This window comes from Candidatus Melainabacteria bacterium (assembly GCA_016193285.1).
In the GTDB taxonomy this organism is placed as follows: domain Bacteria; phylum Cyanobacteriota; class Vampirovibrionia; order 2-02-FULL-35-15; family 2-02-FULL-35-15; genus JACPSL01.
This window is the reverse complement of sequence record JACPSL010000025.1, coordinates 60186-77083: the sequence shown is the minus strand read 5'-3', so window position 1 is coordinate 77083 and position 16898 is coordinate 60186. Positions and strand designations below refer to the sequence as shown.

Sequence of the window (16898 nt, the reverse complement as noted above, 5' to 3'; positions counted from 1 at the left end):
TTTAGGAATTTATCCCTCCTTTTCCTTGCTTAATTCTTCTACGAAAGAAAGTAGATTCTTTTCAGTTGTAAAAAATCTTATACCAAGCCCATCCCAGGTGTAATGATTTGAAATTACATTGCCAGCATCAATCCAACACATTGCAGAATATCCTTTATGTGCTCTTTCTAAAATAAACTCAAATGATGGCTCTATTGGCTCAAATGCAAACATCTTAGTTTCTTTATCGTTTAAAAAGTTTTTAATGCCATTAATTAAATTTTCTATTTCATTTATTGGTTTTAATGCAAGTACGTAATCTCCAGCTCCTTTATTTTCTTGACTTAATTCATATATTAATTTTTTTTCAGCACTTTGAAGAATAATTTTATAAGGAATCTCTGTCTTATCTTTTAAAAAAATTAATTCTAAACTTGATTTTATTTCTTCATCTTCTGAAACTAGCTTTGCCATTATGTTTATTTATATCATGCAGGACTTAATAAGGCATGTCCTTACATAACATGATATTCTTTATAACATATGCAGATATACACACAAATTAAGCAAAACATTTTTCCAGAAGGTAGCAGTGTAGCACTTGGTGTTTTTGATGGAGTTCATTTAGGACATATTGAAATTATAAATAATGCAATTAAATTTAGTAAAGGAAATAATTTCCCATCAGTTGTAGCTACTTTTTTAAATCATCCCCACTCTGAAATTACAGGTCAGCCACCTCTACTGCTTACAACATTTGAAGAAAGAGCTGAATTAATTAAAAATTTAGGAATAGATACGATCTCAGCTCTTGAATTTGATTCAAAACTAAGACATATGTCTGCCCAAGATTATTTCACGAAAATCTTAGTAGACTCACTTAATTCAAAATTTATTAGCATTGGATATGATCATAAGTTTGGTTTTAATCAAGAAGGAAATTCTGATAAATTAAAAGAATGGGGTAAAAAATTTGGAATAATTGTTAAAATTAATCCTCCAGTTAACATCCACGATGAACCTGTAAGCAGTACAAGAATTAGAAAAGATTTATTAGCAGGACAAGTCAAGATAGCTAGCAATTTACTTGGAAGATATTATTCACTAAGTGGCAAGATTACTCAAGGACTCAAACGTGGAAAAGAACTAGGATTTCCAACAGCAAACTTAATGATTTCAAGTGGACTAGTAATTCCTGCTAGCGGAGTTTATGCAGGATATGCTACTCTCAGTTCCAAAACCTCGAAACCTCAAAACCTCGAAACCTCAAAATTACCATGTGTCATAAACATTGGTCATTGCCCTACCTTTAAAGAAGAAACCGCTGAACTAAAAGTAGAAGCACATATTTTAAATTTTCCATATAAAGAACTTTATAATCAAAGGCTAAAAATAGAATTTGTAGAAAGACTAAGAGATGAAGAAAAGTTTGCAACAAAAGATGAATTAATAAGACAAATTAAAAAAGACTGTTCAAGAGCCTACTTGCTTTTCAAGATTTAACACCTCGTCTAATTTATTTTTTTCTAAGAGCTTTTTTTCAAGACAAATGTCTTTAATAGGCTTGCCGGTTGAGACTGCTTCTTTTACTATTTCTGCTGTTTGCAAGTAACCAATTAAAGGATTTAAAGCAGTAGCATTTGATACACTGCCTTCAGCATATTTTCTACACCTGTCTACATTTGCCTTAATTCCTTTAACACACTTTTCATTCCATATCTTTAAAGCATTAGTTAAAACTTTTATACTGTGAAGTAAATTAAAATTTATTACTGGCATCATTACATTTAATTCAAATTGGCCAGCCTGGGATGAGTACTCAATAGCACATGAACAACCAATAACCTGAAAACAAACCTGATTTAACATTTCAATCATTGAAGGATTTACTTTCCCGGGCATTATTGATGAACCTGGTTGTACAGGAGGAAGTTTTATTTCTGAAAGTCCTGTTGTTGGTCCTGAATCCATTAAGCGTAAATCATTACAAATCTTTGTAAGATCTAATGCAAAATTTTTCAAGGTACATGAGACTAAAACAAATGGTGCCATGCTTTGCATTGAAAGCATTAAGTCTTGTGTACCTTGGAGTTCAAAATTACTAAGCTTGCTAAGTTCAGATACAATTCTAGACTGATATTCAGGATGAGCATTTAAACCTGTGCCTGCTGCTGTTCCACCTATTCCTAAAATTTTCAACTCAGATAATGCATTTTCTAATCTAATTTTATGATCATGAAAAACTCTTGAATAAACCTGAAACTCTCTTCCTAATCTAACTGGTACTGCATCCTGAAGATGCGTTCTTCCAGCTTTTATAACACCAAAAAACTCAGTCCCTTTTTGTGCTAACTCTTTTGAACATTCATCTAATACTTTTAATAATTCTTTTGACTTAATTAAAGCTGCTAATCTCATTGCTGTTGGGAAAAAGTCATTTGTAGATTGGGCACAATTAACATGATCATTTGGACTAACGATTTTATAATCACCTTTTTTACCACCCAATAGTTCAATTGCACGATTTGCTAAGACTTCATTTGTATTCATATTGTGTGAAGTTCCAGCACCAGCTTGATAAATATCAACAACAAAGTTTTCAAGTAATTTTCCTTCTAACACCTCATCACAAGCTTTAATCATAGCAAGAGAAATCTTTTTATCTATCTTGCCTAATTCAGCATTTACTTTTGCTGCTGCTTTTTTTATAAATATACTTGAGTAAATAAAATCTAAATCTGCTTTAATTCCTGAGATTGGGAAATTATCTAGAGCTCTTGCTGTTTGAACACCATAATATGCTTCATCTGGTAACTGAAAAACGCCCATTGAATCTTTTTCTTGCCGCATGACTATTTATACTATCATGGAGACAATTTCTATGTTAAAATCCAACTCATGCCTGATATAAATCTATTTTACTTATTTACGGCACTACTTTATGGCATGGTTCATGCAATGGAGCCAGGTCATGGTAAAAGCCTTGTTGCAACTTTTGTATTAAGTACAAAAATAAACAAAGCAAGAGATGCTTTTTTAATTGGACTTATTGCTTCAATTACACATACTGCAAGCGTTTATCTAATAGGATTTTCAGGCCTTAAATTTTTAGAATTTATTTCACCAATTGACAAAGAAATCTTTATTAATTTTGTCGCAAGTTTGCTAATTTTTTTAATTGGGCTTTGGCTTATGTGGGATAGAATTATTAAGCCATTATTCCACCATGAGCATAAACATCAATGTTCAGTACATGAAGTCTTAACTAAAAATTTAAAAATTACAAATATTTTATTAATTGGGCTTACTGCAGGACTTGTACCATGTACAGGAGGATTAGCAGTATTTATGACAGCTACAGCAGTAAGCGGATTTCATAATTTGTTAAATGGTTTCTTATATGTTTTGTCTTTTAGTATTGGTCTTGGAATAGCATTAAGTTTAGTTGCATTATCCATGATTTTTAGTCAAGGATTTTTAAAATCCTTACTACAAAAATCAATGAGCAATATTGAAAAATCATCTGGTGTAATTAGTGCAATTTTAATTTATACTTTGGGATTAATACTCCTTACTGGTAGTGTAGTAAAACTAATTCCTGAAAGAAGTCATCATCATGTTGACCATCATTTAGGTCGCTAGGTTGCAAACAGGACAACTTTTGTTAATATCTTGTACTTTAAATTCATAAAACGTTCCATCTAAAGCATTAAACTTTAAAACCTTGTTTGTAAGTGGTTTTCCGATACCTAAAATTAGTTTAATTGCTTCATTTGCCTGAATGATACTTAACACACCAACACAAGTACTTAAAACACCAATTTCTTTACAACTTTGTCTTAAATTGTCTGGTATTTTATCTGGGAAAAAACATCTAAGACATGCAGACTTTTTAGGAATTATTGTTAGTATTTGTCCTTCAAAACCAATTACTCCAGCATGAATTAATTTCTTATTTAATAAAACACAACTATCATTTAGTAAAAACTTATCATTAAAATTATCAAGCCCGTCAATAACAATCTCAAAATCATTTAAAATGTTTTTTATATTTGTTTGACTTAATTTTTCATTAAATGTAACAACTTTTACATTAGGATTTAATTTATTTATTTTTTCTTTAGCTGAAATTACCTTAGACTTATTTAGATCATCTGTGTAGTGAATAACTTGTCTGTGTAAATTTGATAAATCTACGTTATCGTAATCAATTACACCAATTGTACCAATGCCACTACTAGCAAGGTACAGCAGTGCACTAGAACCTAAGCCTCCTGCACCTGCTACTAACACTTTACTTTTTTGTAAAGCAAGCTGACCTTGGATGCTTATTTCAGGTAGTACTATTTGCCTTGAATATCTTTTTAATTCTTCATTTGTAAGTTCCATAGAAATAATTATACATTGTATTAGTGGTCAGATAGGCTGTCCCTATTGTTCATTACCTAATCTTAAACAAATAAACTACAAACAATGCTTTTAGAAAAAATTATTTAGTGGTAAACCTATAAATTTCCGCGAGAGGAAATATTTTACCGATAATTAAATTAAAGCTACATTTTTTGGCTGAAAAGTAGTTTGTAAGCTGGGTTAAAAAAGGTGAACAAGAGCACAAATTTTATAATTTGTTTTTGTATTGCATTTACAACAAGTACGTATAGCATGTGTGTATATGCTGAAGATGGAAATAGTAGTGATACTACTTCTACAACACCAATTATTTCTGTAGATCCTGCTGATCCTTTTGATATAGATGATACAGATCAAACTAATACAGAGCAAAATTAAATATCAATATTAACTACACCAACAGGACAAGAAGTTACACACATTTCACAAACTGTACATTTTGGTTCAATAAACTCAAGATGAAAGTTTTTATCAAGCTTTAAAGCACCTGCTAAACAAACAGAGATACAAGCTCCACAATGAGTACATTTATCCATATTAAAAGTAACTTTTCTTGCAATTTCAGTAACCTCTATTCCATATTCTTTTATCCTCTTAATTGCTTCATCTAATTTTTCAGGCAAGCCATCCATCTCCATAACTAATTTTCCTGTTTCTTCAGGTGCAATCTCAGCCCTTAAAATATTGCTTGCAATATCGTATTCCTTAGCTAGTATGTAAGTAATAGGTGTTTGAATTTGATTTGGCGGGAAATCAAGGATTACTCTTCTGCGAGTACGTAATAGAATGCTTTCTGTGCTGTCCTTTTTCTTTCGAGACATATCTTAATTTTACACTCAATTTAAAATATTTTTCTAGGCAACGTTCTCCAAGAGACTGATAGCAATAAAAATATACTAAAAGTATCAACTACTAATGCAGTCCCGCCATAACTTAAAAACGGTAATGGCACACCAGTAATAGGCATAATACCTACAGTCATTCCAATATTGACAAAAATATGAAAGGCAAAAAAAGAAAATATTCCAATAGCTAAAAAACTAGCAAACTTATTGTTTGAATCTTTTGCAATTACTAGGATCCTGCTTAAAATAATTGCAAATAAACAAATTACTATTACAGCACCAATAAAACCAAATTCTTCGCCTAGCGTAGAAAAAATAAAATCAGTATGTTGAGCAGGGATATAATCTCCTCTTGTTAATCTTCCATTTTGCCAGCCGTAGCCAAATAGTCCTCCATTCCCTACTGCTAAAAGACTTTGTATTATATGGTACCCAGCACCCTGAGGATCACTTTCAGGGTTTAAAAAAATTGTTAGTCTTCTTTGTTGATAAAGTTGCAGCATGCTCCATAAAACAGGCCTAATAAAACCAATTATAAAATTAAGAAAGACAATTGTTGAAATCCATAAAACAAGCCAAGGAGATCTCCACACTTTGTAATTTATTATTAGCCATAAAAGCAAAAACAACATAAATAAAAGAAATGAATTTGTTACAGTTAATTCAATTATTTTATTGTTAAATTCAAAAGTACCAAAACTATAAATAATGTCTCCAGTTGCGTTTAGTATTAAGCTAAGGACAGGTGAGACACAAATTAATAAGTGTGTAACAGATGCTCCTGCCCAAAATGCCATCCCTAAATAAATTGAAATAAATACTAGAGAAGTACCAAGATCAGGTTGTTTAAGTATAAGTAAAACTGGAATAGCTATTATAAAAAAAGAATTTAAAATATCAAAATAGTTTTTAATAGGGTGTTTTAAAAACCAAGCAGCTAAACTAATAAGGATTCCAACTTTTGCAATTTCAGATGGTTGTATTTTTACTATCCCAAAATCAATCCACCTTTGAGCTCCCATAGCTGAAGTTCCCATAAACAAGACTACAAGCAAAAGGAAAACGTTAAAAACGTAGATCCAAAGAGAAATTTTTTGCCAGAAATTAATATTTATGAATAAAACTGCAGTACCTAAGAAAAAAGCTAATATTGTAAATAAAAATTGTTTTAGTACAAAAGCTTCACTTGATGCACTTTTTAATAAAAACAAATCAAAAATTAATAAAGCTATTACAGACCCTAAAAGCCACCAATCAAAATCTTTAAAATCTGACCACCTTCTAACTACAAAATCTCTCTCACTGATAATTTGCATCTTTTGCATCTTTTATACTAAGACTAAGTCTATGTTCGTTTGGTGCAAAACGTTTAACTAATACTTTTACCGTGTCACCAACTTTTAAATAATCATCTGTTTTAGGGGATTCTGATTCATTTGTTATTTCTGAGCGTGGTACTAGTCCTTCAACACCAGGATGAACTTCAATAAAAACTCCAAAGCTGGCAACTTTACTTACAGTTCCTTCAATAATTTCATTGTCATTTATCTTTCCTCTTAATTCATTCCATGGATCGCTTTGCATTCTTTTTAAGCTAAGACTGATTTTTACTCTGCCACTAACATCTCTATCAATTTTTAAAACTTTTAATTGTACTTCTTGACCAACTTTTAAAATATCTTGAGGATTATGTACCCTTTGCCAAGAAAATTCAGAAATCGGGAGCAGTCCATCAATACCACCCAAATCAATAAAAGCACCAAAATCTGTAACTCTTACAACCTCGCCGCTTATAATCTGACCTACTTCAAGATTTTGAATTGTTTTTTCCATTAAATCTGCTTTCTCATCTTGAATAGCTAATTTTTGTGAAAAAATTAATTTATTTTTCTTAAAATCAAGTTCCAATACTTTTACATTAATGTTGCTTCCAAGTAAACTTTCTTGTTGGGAATTTTTTATCCGCAATTGACTGTTTGGAATAAAACCCTTAATTCCAAACAACTCAACAATTGCTCCTCCTTTTACAAAGGAAGCAATTGTACCTGAAAGAATTTCATTTGCTCTTTTTGCTTCTTCTAATTTATTCCAACCTTGAGCTTGATTAACTTTTTTTAAAGATAAAATAACTTTTTCTTCTTCTGTCTCATCATCTCTAAGAACATAAAAATCATGTTCTTCTCCAACTTTAACTAGTTCTTCAATTTTTACTCTTCTAATTTTATTAGTTAACTCTTTATATGGTAAAAATGCTTCTGTCTTACCACCAATATCAACTAAAGCTCCGTCCTTTTCTAAAAAAATAATTTTTCCTTTTACTATATCTCCTTGTTGAACCTTAAATTCATAACTCCCTTCTTTTAAAAGCCTCTCGAATTCTGCCATTTTATCTGTCATGTTTTTTTATACTTACCTTCCTTACTTTAAAAAAATGATGCGAACTATATATTATAACGTATATTACGATCTAGTTACCTTAGAAGTTACCTAGAAAGAATTGCTTCACCACGAAATGCGTAAATAGGAATCTTGTTTTCATATACTGTTGTTTGAAATATTGTAAAAAGTTCATTATCATTTATTCTGAAAATCTTACCTCTAACTATTTCATTCCAGTCTAAGCTTGTGGCCTTGGTCCAGTAATTAATTTGACTTTTATTAAAAACTTCTACATTTACAAAACCATATTTAATTTCATCTTGCAATATTTTTAAATCTGACAATTTGTTGTCATGGGTATAAAAATTAAAAAGGATATTATAAGAGCCAAATTTAATTAAATCATAAACATTCTTTTTTACAGTTCCATGATTTTCCCAAATAATAGAACTTTTATCTAAAGCAAATGATCCTGACCATGTTCCTTGTAGAGTGGTTAAGTTACCTAATTCTATATAGTTGTTTTTTTCTGTGCTAGTAAAAAAATCAGGCTTGTTAGGATTCTCAAGGTAGTTAATTTTAGCTTTAATATTGCTTCTTGATTGCTCTTCCTTAAAACCTATACCTAGAGTACTTAAAGTATGAAAAAGTAGAAAAACACAAAAAATAATATTTGGAAGATTAATTAAATTTAATTTTCGAGTGTTTGATTTTAACAACCTTTAACAAATTTAACCATACTGCATGTTTAGCTAGGGCTTCCCCTGATAGCAAACCCTTTATTTTGCCTAAAACATTAGAGTAAGCAAAATATATCTATAACAAGGAGAACAAGACTATGCAAGATTTACGTACAGCCCTAATTGCATTAAATGTATCTTTAAATCATGAAAACTTATACAGATTTTTCAACAATTTAAAAATCCAAATAAGCAATCGATCTACTATAAACACAAAAGAAAGTCTGCTCTTAGAATTAGAAAACACAAAACCAAATTTTTTATTTATATCCTCAGCATTGCCAGGAGTAATTGAGCTATCAGAAGTTCTTGTTAAAGCAAAGAAATTATTACCAAATACAAAAGTAACTATAATAATTAATGAAAATGACAAACCAAAAATTTTAAACTATTTAACAAGCGGAGCTGATGCACTTATATGGGGTGAGAATTTTTTAGAGTCAACAGAACTTGCAATGAAACAATTAAAAAAAGAACAACTGTTTTTATGTGGGAAAACAACACTTGAGCTAAGAACAATTTTGCAAACACATAAAGTAGAAACATTGTCAAACAAAGACTTGCTAGAGCTTCTTACTGCAAGAGAGACTGAAGTACTTCATTCTTTAACACAAGGAGTAAATTACAAACAAATTGCTAAACTATTATTTATTAGTGAATCAACTGTAAAAACACACGTTAACAATATATTTACTAAACTCAATGTCAGCGACCGTACTCAAGCAGTTTTATATGCCCTGCGACATGGCATAGAAAGCTTAGCAAAGAAACCTAATATACTTAGAGACATAACAAACGAAGCCTTACACAAAAACCAGCTTTCTGTATAATAAAAGATGTTTTGCTAACTAAATAGAAATCTATGCAACACAAAAGAGTTGTAATAACTGGAATTGGCCCTGTAACTTCTGTAGGTATAGGAAAAGTTGATTTTTGGGAAAGTCTGAAATCAGGCAAAAGTGGTGTTTCTAGGATTAGTACTAGTGAAAATAAAGATTGGGAAAAAGTTGATATAAAAATTGCAGGTGAAATTAAAAATTTTTATTTAGAAAATTACTTTACTGATCCAAAACTTTTAAAAACATTACAAAAAGATATGGATAAAGTTACTCAGTTTGCTGTTGTAGCAAGTAAGCTTGCAATTGAAGATTCATTAATTAATTTTTCAAAATTAAATACTGAGAGAGTTGCTGTATTTGTTGGAACTGGTATTGGTGGTATAAACACCACCTGTAATGATCAAACCATTTTAATAACTGAAGGACAAAAAAAAATTGGTGTAAGAACAATTATAAGACTTATGCCAAATGCACCTTCGGGTTATATCGGTATATTATGGGGATTAAAAGGCAGAGCGAAATCTGATTCTACTGCTTGTGCTAGCGGACTTGATTCTATGCTAGATGCATTAAACTGGATTAGATTAAACAAAGCAGATGTAGTTATCACAGGTGGAACTGAAGCTACAATAAACCCAGTAAGCATGGCATCTTTTAGTAACATGGGTGCACTTTCAAAAAGAAATTGTTCTCCGGAAATGGCATCTTGCCCTTTTAGTAAAGAAAGAGATGGTTTTGTAATGGGTGAAGGATCAGTAGTATTTGTATTTGAAGAACTAGAACATGCAAAAAAAAGGGGTGCTAAAATCTATGCTGAAATTATAAGTGGTGGTGCTACTTGTGATGCTTCACATATTACTGCTCCACATGAAACAGGAGATGGTAGTGCACGTGCAATGCTTGAAGCTATTAAAGATGCAAGAATTAAGCTTGAAGATGTAGACTACATTCATGCACATGGTACATCAACTCCTTTAAATGATAGTAGGGAAACACTTGCTATTAAAAAAGTATTTGGTGAACATGCTAAAAAGCTTGCTGTTACAAGTTCAAAATCTATGACTGGCCATTTAATTGGTGCTGCTGGTCCACTTGGAGCTGCTGCAACCGTTTTAACAATAGGGCATGGAATTATCACCCCAACAATTAATTACCAAACCCCTGATCCTGAGTGTGATTTAGACTATGTACCAAATAAAGCAAGAGAACAAAAAGTAAATATTGCATTAGTATCCGCTTTAGGATTTGGAGGACATAACACAGTATTAGCACTTAGAAGAATTTAAAATTAATTTATACAAAATACGTATTTGAAAATATTTTTAATCCTGTTAAACTAAATCCAATTAAAAAATATTTTTTAAGAAGGAAAAAATTAATATGCGAGTTCAAAGAACACCATCACTACTTAGTCCTACTATCTGTATACAACATGCGCCAGTTAACTTCCCAGATGATCTTCCTTACCGAAACCAAAGAAAAAGACTAGAAATTGGACCCATAGAAGGTAATGCATTAATTGTAACTTTGCAAGATGCAATAATAAAAGATAAACAAAATATTCAAATAATAGGTGAGCAACTATTTCATATCATGGATAAGTATTTGCCTCTTATTCCTCTCATTCCTCCATCCCAAGATGGAGTACCTAGTACTGGTAAAAGAACATTAGTTTTAAATTTTCAAGAGGTAGACTATATGAGTTCTGCTATTTTTGGGAAATTTATTACTCTAAATAAAAAAGCTAAAGATGGTGGACATAAGTTAATACTTTGTAATATAATTCCTAACATCTATGAAGTATTTGAAATAACTAGCCTGAATAGACTGTTTACCTTTGAAAAAGATCTTGACAGTGCTATAGCTAAAGCAAATGCATGATTACCAGCCTTTTTCTTTAAGTTTTTCCCAAACCTTTTTTGATTCTTCAGGCATAGATACCCAAAAGAAATCTCTCATTTCTTCTAATATTTCTAGCTTTTTCTCTGGAGATAAATCCATGTATCTTTTTAAGTGTTCTACATCAATAAAGTCATCATCACCTGAGTTAGCTCTCATAAGTAATATCCTCCATTTCAGATAAAACTTTAATGTCAATTAAATCACGTGGTCTTCCAGCAATTTGCTTTAATTTGGTTAGGTCAGGTATTGAGACAATCGGGATTTCAAAATTTTTAATTTTAATAATTTTCCTATTTTTATAAGCCTCTTCAAAATTTAAATAATCAAGAATCATTACATCAACTATATCTATTTCATTGTCTGTATTATATAAAGAAAATACTTTCATATTTTTTTCATTGATCCACTTTTCCCTCTTTGCCTTATCAGCTATTTCTTCAATCTCAACTGGTACTCTTGGCTTAAAATGTAATTTTCTCATTACAACCGCAAATTTATTTATATTTTCCTCATTCAGTAAAATAAGAAGGTCAAGATCATGAGTAGGCCTTTTGTAACCATGAAAGTTAATTGCTACTCCACCTATTACTAAATATTTTATCCTAGCTTCACTAAGTTCTTTAAGGATTGGTTCGTAAAACATAAGGTTTTTGCTTTACCTTCTTCTTACCTTCATCTCATATTCACCAGATTTAAACATAGACTTTAGTTCATTGCAAATTTGAGTAGCAGTTCTTCTTAGTTCAAAAGAATACAAATCAATAGCAGCAGATCTGTATTCAGGCCATGTATGAACTGTAAATTGTATACCATCAGCACAAACAATAGCAGTAACACCAAACGGTTGAAATTGATAAAAGGTTTGGATTTTAGGTTCTAATTTAAATTCTTCAAGAATTTTTTTTACTTTTTGCTCTAATAAACTTGCTTTTGCAAGTGCTTTATCATCACACTGATAAAGATCTAAAAGCACATGAACACGATTTATCTTTGTGTCTTTTTTTAACTTTAAACTTTGAATTGATCTTATTGTACGATAAGACCTTAATGACTTTATGTTTTTATTTTGCTCGTTCATTTAGTTAATTGTTGCTTTTCGTAATTTTCATATCTAAACTTTGCACCTTCTAATTCTTGTGGGATTTCTATAGGATACTCACCACTAAAACAAGCAGTACAAAATACTTCTCTTTGCAATCCAGTTGCTTTTATCATTCCTTTATGACTTATATATTCTAAACTGTCTGCTCCAATGAATTTTGTTACATCAGTTAAAGACTTGCTTTTAGCTGCAATTAATTGATCGCGTGAATCTATATCAATTCCATAAAAACAAGGCCATTGTACTGGAGGAGAGCTTATTCTCATATGAACTTTTTTAGCACCTGAATCTCTTAGTAAAGCAACAATTTTTCTTGAAGTATTTCCTCTAACAATTGAATCATCTACTACTACAATTTTTTTGCCTGCAATTATGTCCCTTAGTGGATTTAGCTTTAATCTTATGCCAAGCTCTCTTAACATTTGTGATGGTTGAATAAATGTTCTCCCAATGTATCTGTTTTTTATTAATGCTTCTGTAAATGGTAACTTTGATTCTTCTGCAAACCCAATTGCAGCAGGAGTACCTGAATCAGGCACAGAAATCACATAGTCAGCATCTACAGGTGCTTCCTTGGCAAGTTGTCTTCCTAATTCAGTCCTGAAATGATAAATACTTAAACCTTTAAAAATACTATCTGGTCTTGAAAAATAAATTAGCTCAAATATACAATGATGAGGTTTAATTTCTTGTACAAGCAAGCTTGATTCAATATTTTGATTTTTACTAATATACACAATCTCACCAGGAGCTATATCTCTAATAAATGTTGCACCTAAAATGTCTAAGGCACAGCTTTCTGATGCAATGACATGATGCCCATTACTTGTAATTCCAAGACATAAGGGCCTAATACCATCAGGATCTCTAACACCAATTAAATAATCATTTGTACCAATAACAACTGAAAATGCACCTTTACAATTTTGAAAGATCTTACTTATTGCTATTTTTAAATTGTTTTCATTCTTAAGTTCATAAAGAATTAGTTTTACCATTACCTCACTATCAGTTGTAGATTCAAATGTGTAACCTTCATTGAGTAAAAAATTTCTTAAATGTGTTGCATTTACTAAATTACCATTATGTGCAAGAACAATTTTTGTGTTTTGGTAGCTTACTAGAATTGGCTGGGCATTATAAATATTGTTTGATCCAGTTGTTGAGTATCTTGTATGCCCAATAGCTATATCTCCTTTTAACTTTGCTAAAACATTTTCATCAAATACCTGACTAACTACTCCAATATTTTTATGAAGGTAAACATCTTTGTTATCAAAAGTTGCTATCCCACAACTCTCTTGTCCTCTGTGTTGTAGAGCATAAAGACTAAAAAATGTAAGCCTGGCAACTTCTTCACCAGGAGCAACTATACCAAAAACCCCACATGCTTCTTTAATACTCATGTTTAATTTTTTTTCGTTTACCTATAAAATTATATCTTGTTAGAAGATAGAAAAACTAAAAAATACATTGAAAACAGTAAAAAAACAAGGTTTTTAACCTTACTTTGTTTTGTGCTATGTATAAAAAGGGAATATTAAGTATAAAATAAAATACTAACCATGAGTGATTCTAATTCTAAAAGTAGAGTTTTAGTTTTAAATGCATCATACGAACCATTGAATATTTGTAATTGGAAAAGAGCAGTAATTTTAATTTTCAAAGGGAAAGCTGAACAAATAGAACATAATGGGAAAGTAATATATCCTAACTTTCACATTCCTAGTGTAATAAGGCTAAGAAAGTACATAAGTGTGCCACATAAAGAAATCCCGTTAACACGAAAAAATTTAATGTACAGAGATCAATTCTCTTGTCAATACTGTGGAGCCAAAACAAGTGACTTAACAATAGATCATGTAATTCCTAGAAGCCGAGGTGGCAATGATTCTTGGGAAAATGTTGTGGCTTCTTGTCAAAAGTGTAATGTAAAAAAAGGAGATCGCACGCCAAAAGAAGTTGGTATGCATCTTTTAAAACATCCAAGAACTCCATATGGCCATTTGTATTTTGAAGCAAAAAGACTTGCAGTATCTGTTTTTCCAAATTGGCAAAAATATATAATTGGGATGACTGCGTGAGAACTTTATTCTTTGGTATAGCAAAAATCTTTTTAACAACTTTTTTAGTTGCATCAATTACATTTTTATTACTTTATCTTGTACCAGGAAGTCCATTTGTTGGAAATAAAAGTTTGCCACCAGAAACAATTGCAAACTTAGAAGCAAAATATAATTTAAATAAACCTGTTTATATCCAATACCTTATGTATATTTCTTCTTTATTTAAAGGTGATCTTGGACCATCATTAAAATATGTAAACAGATCTGTAAGTGAGATTTTATTTTCAGCAATGCCTGTATCTTTTACTTTAGGTTTTCTTGCACTAGTAATTTCAATACCACTTGGAATAATTATTGGGGTTATGTCTGCATATTTCAAGAACAATGTGATCTTGCTACTTCTAGTTCTTCTTGGAATCTCTTTACCTAATTTTTTAATAGGAGCAATTTTAATAAACATATTTGGATTAAAGCTAAAAGTTTTACCTGTTGCTTTATGGGAAAGCCCACTACATATGATTTTGCCTGTTATCACACTTTCTTTTTTGCCAATGGCTTACATTGCAAGAATAGTTAGATCTCAAATGCTTGAACAATTTGGAGAAGAATACATAAAAACAGCATTAGCAAAAGGACTTCCAATACATAAGATTATTTTTAAGCATGCATTTAAAAATTGTTTAATTTCTTTAATCACAATTTTAGGTCCAATAATTGCAATTTTAATTACAGGCTCATTTGTAGTTGAGTATCTTTTTGCAATTCCTGGCATAGGAAGATATTTTGTTACTGCATTTACTAACAGGGATTATTTTTTAATTACAGGAACTGCAATTGTTTTTTCATTTATTTTAACTACGTTAAATGTAGTAATTGATTTTTTGTATAAGAAAATTGACCCGAGGATTACATAAGTTTCTTAAACACTTTTTCTGTCACAGCCAATGTCATCTCAATATCCCTGTCACTAATAAACCCTAAATGTCCAATACGAAAGATTTTATCTTTAAGAGTGTCCTGCCCATTTGCAACAGTAATATCCCAATCTTTTTTGTAGGCAGCTCTTATGTCTGGGACTAAAACTCTATTTGGTGGATAAATTGCTGTAATTGCTGCACTAGAATCTTTATCTTCAGTAAGAAGTTTTAAATTAAGTTCTTTAAGTCCAGCTCTTAGTCTAGTTTTTAACCCATCATGTCTTTTAATAATATTTTCTAAACCTTCTTTTTTCATTATTTCAAATGATTTTTTTAATGCACAAACAAATGAAACATTTGGAGTAAATGGTGTTGTTTGTTCATCTAAAGATTTTTTATGTTTTCCAAAATCAAAATAAAATTTTGGGCTCTTGGAATTTTTGTAATATTCCCAAGCTTTTGGACTTACATAAATAAAACTTAGCCCTGGTGGAATCATAAAGCCTTTTTGTGATCCAGAAATTACAATGTCCAAGCCCCAATTATCAATTTCTACATTCATGCAACCAAGACTTGTTACTGCATCAACAATTAACAAGGCACCATGATTTTTTACAATTTTTGAAATTGTTTCTAAATCATTAGCTGCACCTGTAGATGTTTCACTATGTGTAACTGTTATAACTTTAATTTCTTTATTTTTATCTTGAATTAATTTTTCTTCTAAAAGTTTTGAATTAATAACTTTACCTGGTTCTACTGTCATCATTTCAACGCTTGCCCCAAAAGCTTGTGCTATTTGACTAAATCTTTTTCCAAAAATCCCAATTACTAAAGATAAAACTTTAGTGCCTGGTGAAATTACATTTGCAATTGCTGCTTCCATTGCACCAGTACCACTTGCAGTGTAAATAAATGCATCTGAGTCTTTTGTTTTTCCAAGCCACTTTAAATCATTGACACAAGATATAAAAATATCAGAAAACTCTTTTGATCTGTGTCCTATTGGATGTTTTGCAAGTTCTACAAGTACTGTTTCAGGAACAGGTGTAGGGCCAGGGATCATTAAAAAGGATTTATCTTGCATGAGCTAGGGTATAATTTATCATATGCAAGAAAAAATTACAAACAAAAGAACATCAAAAATAGAACGCAAAACAAATGAAACAAGTATAAGTTGTAAATTAAACATTGATGGTAATGGTAGCGGTGTAATTGCTACAGGAATACCTTTCTTTGATCATATGTTAAATCAGTTTAAAAAACATAGCTTTATTGATCTTGACTTAAGTGCAAGTGGAGATTTAGAAATAGATGCACATCATACGGTAGAAGATGTAGGTATTGTTTTAGGAATGGCTATAAAAGAAGCATTAGATGATAGACAAGGAATAGTTCGTTATGCAAATACTAAAGTGCCTTTAGATGAAGCATGTATTGAATGTGTTTTAGATCTTTGTACAAGACCGTTTATTTATTATGATTTAAAGTTTAATAAAGAAAAAATAAATGATTTTGAACTTGAATTAAATCTTGAGTTTTGGAAAGCATTAGCATTTAATGCACCATTTACACTGCACCTTAGACAAATTGCTGGAGCTAATTCACATCACATTATTGAAGCAGCCTTTAAGGCTTTTGCAATTGCATTTGACCAGGCAAAACAAATTGATTTAAGAATTAAAGGATCAAGATCTACAAAAGGGATTATATAATTTT

At 30.8% G+C, this 16898-nt stretch carries 21 protein-coding genes; 9 read left to right on the top strand and 12 right to left on the bottom strand.

Translation table 11 applies throughout. From position 1 onward, the window contains the following. Positions 1–9: 9 nt before the first annotated feature. Positions 10–453, bottom strand: a complete 444-nt coding sequence (locus HYY52_05575) for a hypothetical protein (GenBank protein MBI2996160.1) — start codon at positions 451–453, stop codon at positions 10–12. 69 nt (positions 454–522) lie between these two features. Between HYY52_05575 and HYY52_05570 the strand changes: the two genes are divergently transcribed. Then, on the top strand, positions 523–1482 hold the full coding sequence (locus tag HYY52_05570) for a bifunctional riboflavin kinase/FAD synthetase (protein MBI2996159.1): 960 nt from the start codon (positions 523–525) through the stop codon (positions 1480–1482). On the opposite strand, the gene HYY52_05565 is transcribed toward HYY52_05570, so the two are convergent. Continuing rightward, positions 1453–2829, bottom strand: a complete 1377-nt coding sequence (locus HYY52_05565; GenBank protein ID MBI2996158.1) for an aspartate ammonia-lyase — start codon at positions 2827–2829, stop codon at positions 1453–1455. The two genes, HYY52_05570 and HYY52_05565, sit on opposite strands and share 30 nt — an antisense overlap. Positions 2830–2877: 48 nt before the next feature. On the opposite strand from HYY52_05565, the gene HYY52_05560 reads away from it, so the two are divergent. Continuing rightward, positions 2878–3621, top strand: coding sequence for a sulfite exporter TauE/SafE family protein (locus tag HYY52_05560; GenBank protein MBI2996157.1), 744 nt, complete (start codon positions 2878–2880; stop codon positions 3619–3621). On the opposite strand, the gene HYY52_05555 is transcribed toward HYY52_05560, so the two are convergent. Then, complete coding sequence (locus tag HYY52_05555) at positions 3610–4368, bottom strand: HesA/MoeB/ThiF family protein (protein ID MBI2996156.1); 759 nt, start codon at positions 4366–4368, stop codon at positions 3610–3612. The two genes, HYY52_05560 and HYY52_05555, sit on opposite strands and share 12 nt — an antisense overlap. Positions 4369–4578: 210 nt before the next feature. On the opposite strand from HYY52_05555, the gene HYY52_05550 reads away from it, so the two are divergent. After that, positions 4579–4767: a hypothetical protein gene (locus HYY52_05550; protein MBI2996155.1), complete on the top strand. Its 189-nt coding sequence runs from the start codon at positions 4579–4581 to the stop codon at positions 4765–4767. Here the strand turns inward: HYY52_05550 and HYY52_05545 are convergent. From HYY52_05545 to HYY52_05530, 4 genes are all read right to left on the bottom strand, one after another. Beyond that, positions 4764–5210, bottom strand: a complete 447-nt coding sequence (locus tag HYY52_05545; GenBank protein ID MBI2996154.1) for a 4Fe-4S dicluster domain-containing protein — start codon at positions 5208–5210, stop codon at positions 4764–4766. The two genes, HYY52_05550 and HYY52_05545, sit on opposite strands and share 4 nt — an antisense overlap. Positions 5211–5230: 20 nt before the next feature. Continuing rightward, the gene (gene rodA, locus HYY52_05540) at positions 5231–6559 is read right to left on the bottom strand and encodes a rod shape-determining protein RodA (protein ID MBI2996153.1); all 1329 of its coding nucleotides are present in this window, start codon (positions 6557–6559) and stop codon (positions 5231–5233) included. Then, a complete protein-coding gene (locus HYY52_05535; protein MBI2996152.1) occupies positions 6534–7631 on the bottom strand; it encodes a S1 RNA-binding domain-containing protein in 1098 nt (365 codons plus the stop codon). Before HYY52_05535 ends, rodA begins: the two co-directional genes overlap by 26 nt. An 86-nt stretch (positions 7632–7717) precedes the next feature. Continuing rightward, the gene (locus tag HYY52_05530; protein MBI2996151.1) at positions 7718–8332 is read right to left on the bottom strand and encodes a hypothetical protein; all 615 of its coding nucleotides are present in this window, start codon (positions 8330–8332) and stop codon (positions 7718–7720) included. Between the two features lie 476 nt (positions 8333–8808). Between HYY52_05530 and HYY52_05525 the strand changes: the two genes are divergently transcribed. The 3 genes from HYY52_05525 (at position 8809) to HYY52_05515 (ending at position 11073) form a co-directional block, all read left to right on the top strand. Further along, positions 8809–9183, top strand: a complete 375-nt coding sequence (locus tag HYY52_05525; GenBank protein ID MBI2996150.1) for a response regulator transcription factor — start codon at positions 8809–8811, stop codon at positions 9181–9183. Positions 9184–9215: 32 nt separating this feature from the next. Further along, positions 9216–10478: a beta-ketoacyl-ACP synthase II gene (fabF, locus tag HYY52_05520; GenBank protein ID MBI2996149.1), complete on the top strand. Its 1263-nt coding sequence runs from the start codon at positions 9216–9218 to the stop codon at positions 10476–10478. Between the two features lie 94 nt (positions 10479–10572). Next, positions 10573–11073, top strand: coding sequence for an STAS domain-containing protein (locus HYY52_05515; protein ID MBI2996148.1), 501 nt, complete (start codon positions 10573–10575; stop codon positions 11071–11073). On the opposite strand, the gene HYY52_05510 is transcribed toward HYY52_05515, so the two are convergent. The 4 genes from HYY52_05510 to purF are packed head-to-tail and all read right to left on the bottom strand — an operon-like array spanning position 11074 to position 13602. Next, complete coding sequence (locus HYY52_05510; GenBank protein MBI2996147.1) at positions 11074–11250, bottom strand: hypothetical protein; 177 nt, start codon at positions 11248–11250, stop codon at positions 11074–11076. Beyond that, positions 11240–11737, bottom strand: a complete 498-nt coding sequence (locus tag HYY52_05505; GenBank protein MBI2996146.1) for a hypothetical protein — start codon at positions 11735–11737, stop codon at positions 11240–11242. The genes HYY52_05510 and HYY52_05505 overlap by 11 nt, the downstream gene beginning before the upstream one ends. Before the next feature lie 12 nt (positions 11738–11749). Continuing rightward, positions 11750–12172, bottom strand: a complete 423-nt coding sequence (locus HYY52_05500; protein MBI2996145.1) for an S-adenosylmethionine decarboxylase — start codon at positions 12170–12172, stop codon at positions 11750–11752. Further along, positions 12169–13602, bottom strand: a complete 1434-nt coding sequence (purF, locus tag HYY52_05495; protein MBI2996144.1) for an amidophosphoribosyltransferase — start codon at positions 13600–13602, stop codon at positions 12169–12171. The genes HYY52_05500 and purF overlap by 4 nt, the downstream gene beginning before the upstream one ends. Before the next feature lie 159 nt (positions 13603–13761). On the opposite strand from purF, the gene HYY52_05490 reads away from it, so the two are divergent. Then, a complete protein-coding gene (locus HYY52_05490) occupies positions 13762–14280 on the top strand; it encodes an HNH endonuclease (protein MBI2996143.1) in 519 nt (172 codons plus the stop codon). After that, entirely contained in the window at positions 14277–15176 is a 900-nt protein-coding gene (locus HYY52_05485; protein ID MBI2996142.1) for an ABC transporter permease, read from the top strand. Before HYY52_05490 ends, HYY52_05485 begins: the two co-directional genes overlap by 4 nt. Here HYY52_05485 and HYY52_05480 read toward each other — a convergent pair. Beyond that, positions 15169–16266, bottom strand: coding sequence for an alanine--glyoxylate aminotransferase family protein (locus HYY52_05480; protein MBI2996141.1), 1098 nt, complete (start codon positions 16264–16266; stop codon positions 15169–15171). The two genes, HYY52_05485 and HYY52_05480, sit on opposite strands and share 8 nt — an antisense overlap. A 22-nt stretch (positions 16267–16288) precedes the next feature. On the opposite strand from HYY52_05480, the gene hisB reads away from it, so the two are divergent. Beyond that, positions 16289–16894, top strand: a complete 606-nt coding sequence (gene hisB / locus HYY52_05475) for an imidazoleglycerol-phosphate dehydratase HisB (protein MBI2996140.1) — start codon at positions 16289–16291, stop codon at positions 16892–16894. Positions 16895–16898 lie beyond the last annotated feature (4 nt).